Raw genomic sequence first — 3,064 nt, 5'->3', positions numbered from 1 at the left:
CGCTGCTGGTGATGGCGCTCGTGGTGACGCCCGCGGCCGCCGCGATGCGGATCCGTTCGGGTCCGGTCGCCGTCCCGCTGCTCGCGGCGCTGTTCGGACTGGTCTCGGCGGTCGGCGGAATCCTGCTCGCCGTGATGGGCACGCTCCCGGTGAGCCCGTACATCACGACGATCTCGTTCGCGATCTACCTCGTCTGCCGCATCGTGGGCGCCCGCCAGGAGCGGGTCGTGCGGCTCTCGCCCCGCGTCTCGGAGCGGGCCGTCGCCTGACCTCTCCGGCCGTGGCGCGGAACGGGGTCAGGCCCCGGTGTCCCCGTACAGCGCCGCCACGTCCTGCGAGGTCAGCCAGCGGGAGTAGGTCGGATCCTGCGGCCAGCCGTCCGGAACGTCCTGCCACTGCTCCTGGCGTCCGTACGGGAGCACGTCGGAGATCGCGAACGCGACGCTGAACCGCTCGGCGCCGCGTCCGTTCGTGTGCCACGTGCGGTAGACGTCGTCGCCGTCGCGCAGGAAGACGTTGAAGCCGAACCCCTCGCCGGGGCCGGAGTCCATGTCCGCGCCGAAGGTCGATTCCGCCGAGGTGTACCAGGTCATCCGGTTGCCGACGCGCTTCTTGTACGCGAGGACCTCGTCCATGGGGCCGTTCGTGATGAGGACGAAGCGGGCGTCCTGGGCCTCGACGTGGCCCGTGCGGGTCCACTGCGAGGTGAGGCCGGTGCAGCCGGGGCACTGCCAGCCCGCGCCGTCGGTCCACATGTGGTGGTACGTGACGAGCTGGCTCTTGCCGTCGAAGACGTCGGCCAGGCGCACCCGGCTGCCGTCTTCGGCGATCAGGGTGTACTCCGGGAGCTTCACGGCGGGCAGGCGGCGCCGTGCGGCGGCGATCGCGTCCTGTTCCCTGGTCGCGGCCTTCTCGCGCACGCGCAGCTTCGCGAGCTCCTCGCGCCAGGTCTGCTCGTCGACGACAGGGGGCAGAGCGGTCATGACATCCTCCGTTGGTCGGTTCCGGTCGATCCCGTGGCGCCGATGTCCACGGCGTCCACATCTGCTATGTTCACACCGTACACATCGTGTGGAGTCACGACAAGAGGGGATCCGATGGCCTATCACCACGGGGATCTCGCGACGGCCCTCGTCCAGGCCGCGGTCGAGCTCGCGAGGGACGGCGGCCCTGCAGCGGTGACGATCCGCGAGGCGACCCGCCGGGCCGGCGTCTCGCCGAACGCCGCCTATCGGCACTTCCCGAGTCGCGCGGCGCTGATCGACGCGACCGCCGCGGCGATCCAGCAGGGGCTGGCCGCCGCGATGACCGACGCCCCCGATCGCTCGCCGGCCGAGCGGCTGCAGCGGATCGGCGCCGCCTACGTCGACTTCGCCCTGGACGAGCCTGGCTGGTTCGCCGTCGTCTTCTTCGGAATCCGACCGCCGGATCCCGCGACCGTGCGTGAGGCGCCCGCGTTCGTCGCGCTGACTGCCGCGCTCGACGATCTCGTCGCCGCCGGCGACCTCGCCGCCGCACGCCGCGACGACGCCGCCTGGGCGTGCTGGGCGACCGTGCACGGCTTCGCGGAGCTCTGCCTGCACGGACCCCTGGCGGGCGTGGAGCGGACGGAGCAGCGCCGTCGCGGAGGCGTCGCGATCCGTGCCGTGATCGCCGGGATCCGCTCCGGCGACGCCTGAGACGGCCGCGTCCACAGGGCTCGCGGACGCGGCGCCCACGGCGCGTCCGATCCAGGGCGCGATCGATCCGCGCCCTGCCGCGTTCGCGCCCTGTCGGCGGGCCGGAACCGCGGGTTAGGATCGTCAGGACTCGCGCGGATCGCGGCCCCCGCACCCAGGGGCGCCGGACGTCGCGATTCCCCCTCCGCATCCATCCCTCCTGGCGCATCCCCCCTGCCTGGGAGCAGGAGGGGCGAACAGAAAGGCGCGGCACGTGGCCGAGGCAACTGAGGACCGAGCAACCGAGGACAAGGCGCAGCAGGGCGATTTCTTCGATCAGCTGCTGGACAGCCCGACGACGCAGCAGTCCTTCACGATCGGCTTCCGCGGCTATGACAAGACCGAGGTCGACGCGCACCTGACCGCCCTCAAGGAGGAGCTGCGCCGCGCCACGGAGTCCGGGGCGAAGACCGACGCGCACTTGCGCAGCGAGCTCGACAAGGCCGCGGAGAAGCACCGACAGGAGCTGACGAAGGCCACCGCCGCGCACGAGAAGCGCGCGGCCAAGCTCGAGGCCGACCTTGCGACGGCGAACGCGAAGATCGCCGAGTCGGCGCAGCAGATCCAGTCGCTGAGCACGGCGCTCGCGGGATCCCAGGAGGACATCGACGAGGCGACCTCGCGCTCGCAGTTCGAGACCGTGCTGCGCGTGGCGGAGGAGCAGGCGAGCGTCCTGATCCAGAACGCGGCGGTGCAGGCGGAGCGGCTGCTCGAGGCGGCGCGTGACGAGGCGGCCGCGAAGCGGGCGGAGCTCGACGCGGACGTGGCCCGCATCACGGCGCAGGCCGAGCGTGACGCCGACCAGGTGCGTCTGAAGATGGAGACCGAGTTCACGGCGCACACCGCGCAGGTCGAGCGCGAGGCCGCGCACGCCGCCGAGAAGGTGAACCACGCCGAGCAGGAGGCGCACTCGATCCGCACCGAGGCTGAGAAGGGTGCGGCGGCTCTGCGCGCGATGGTGACGCGGGAGACGACGGATCTGCGCGTCTCCGCCGAGCGCGAGGTGCGGGAGATGAACGCCCGCGTGCTGGAGATGGAGGAGTCCCTCACGCGCCGTCAGGACGATGCGCAGCAGGAGTTCCTGGTGCTGCACAACCAGGCCGTCGCGCACGCCGAGCGGATCACCGCGGACGCGAACGAGCAGGTCGCGTCGTCGCTCGCGCACGCCGAGCGGATCTCGGCGAAGGCCGAGGACTACGAGCGACTGATGCGCTCCCAGGCGAGCGCGATCGAGGCGGAGGCCCAGGTGCGGGCCCGTGAGACCCTCGACCGTGCCAGGACGAAGTCGCAGAAGATCGTCGACATGGTCACCGCGCACACCGCGAACGTCGTCCGCGACGCCGACG

Annotated in this window: 4 protein-coding genes; 3 read left to right on the top strand and 1 reads right to left on the bottom strand. The window is 71.9% G+C overall.

What is annotated here, in order from left to right; translation table 11 throughout:
- On the top strand, nt 1–269 hold a 269-nt coding region (locus B7X32_RS19895; protein ID WP_292723732.1), incomplete at its 5' end, for a metal ABC transporter permease.
- A 27-nt stretch (nt 270–296) separates the two neighbouring features.
- Here the strand turns inward: B7X32_RS19895 and B7X32_RS19890 are convergent.
- Nucleotides 297–983: a DUF899 family protein gene (locus B7X32_RS19890; RefSeq protein WP_292723729.1), complete on the bottom strand. Its 687-nt coding sequence runs from the start codon at nt 981–983 to the stop codon at nt 297–299.
- Nucleotides 984–1,097: 114 nt separating this feature from the next.
- Here B7X32_RS19890 and B7X32_RS19885 point away from each other — a divergent pair, with 114 nt between their 5' ends.
- Both B7X32_RS19885 and B7X32_RS19880 read left to right on the top strand, forming a co-directional pair.
- The gene (locus tag B7X32_RS19885; protein ID WP_292723726.1) at nt 1,098–1,679 is read left to right on the top strand and encodes a TetR/AcrR family transcriptional regulator; all 582 of its coding nucleotides are present in this window, start codon (nt 1,098–1,100) and stop codon (nt 1,677–1,679) included.
- A 253-nt stretch (nt 1,680–1,932) separates the two neighbouring features.
- Nucleotides 1,933–3,064, top strand: a 1,132-nt coding sequence (locus B7X32_RS19880) for a cell division initiation protein (protein WP_292723723.1), incomplete at its 3' end; no start/stop codon positions are given.

The organism is Microbacterium sp. 13-71-7 (assembly GCF_002257455.1).
Classification (GTDB): Bacteria; Actinomycetota; Actinomycetes; order Actinomycetales; family Microbacteriaceae; genus Microbacterium.
This window is presented reverse-complemented; position numbering and strand designations above follow the sequence as displayed.

Bases quoted from the DNA above. Each gene is read 5' to 3' on its own strand.
- B7X32_RS19890 (WP_292723729.1), bottom strand. From the start codon at position 983: ATGACCGCTCTGCCCCCTGTCGTCGACGAGCAGACCTGGCGCGAGGAG.
- B7X32_RS19885 (WP_292723726.1), top strand. From the start codon at position 1,098: ATGGCCTATCACCACGGGGATCTCGCGACGGCCCTCGTCCAGGCCGCG.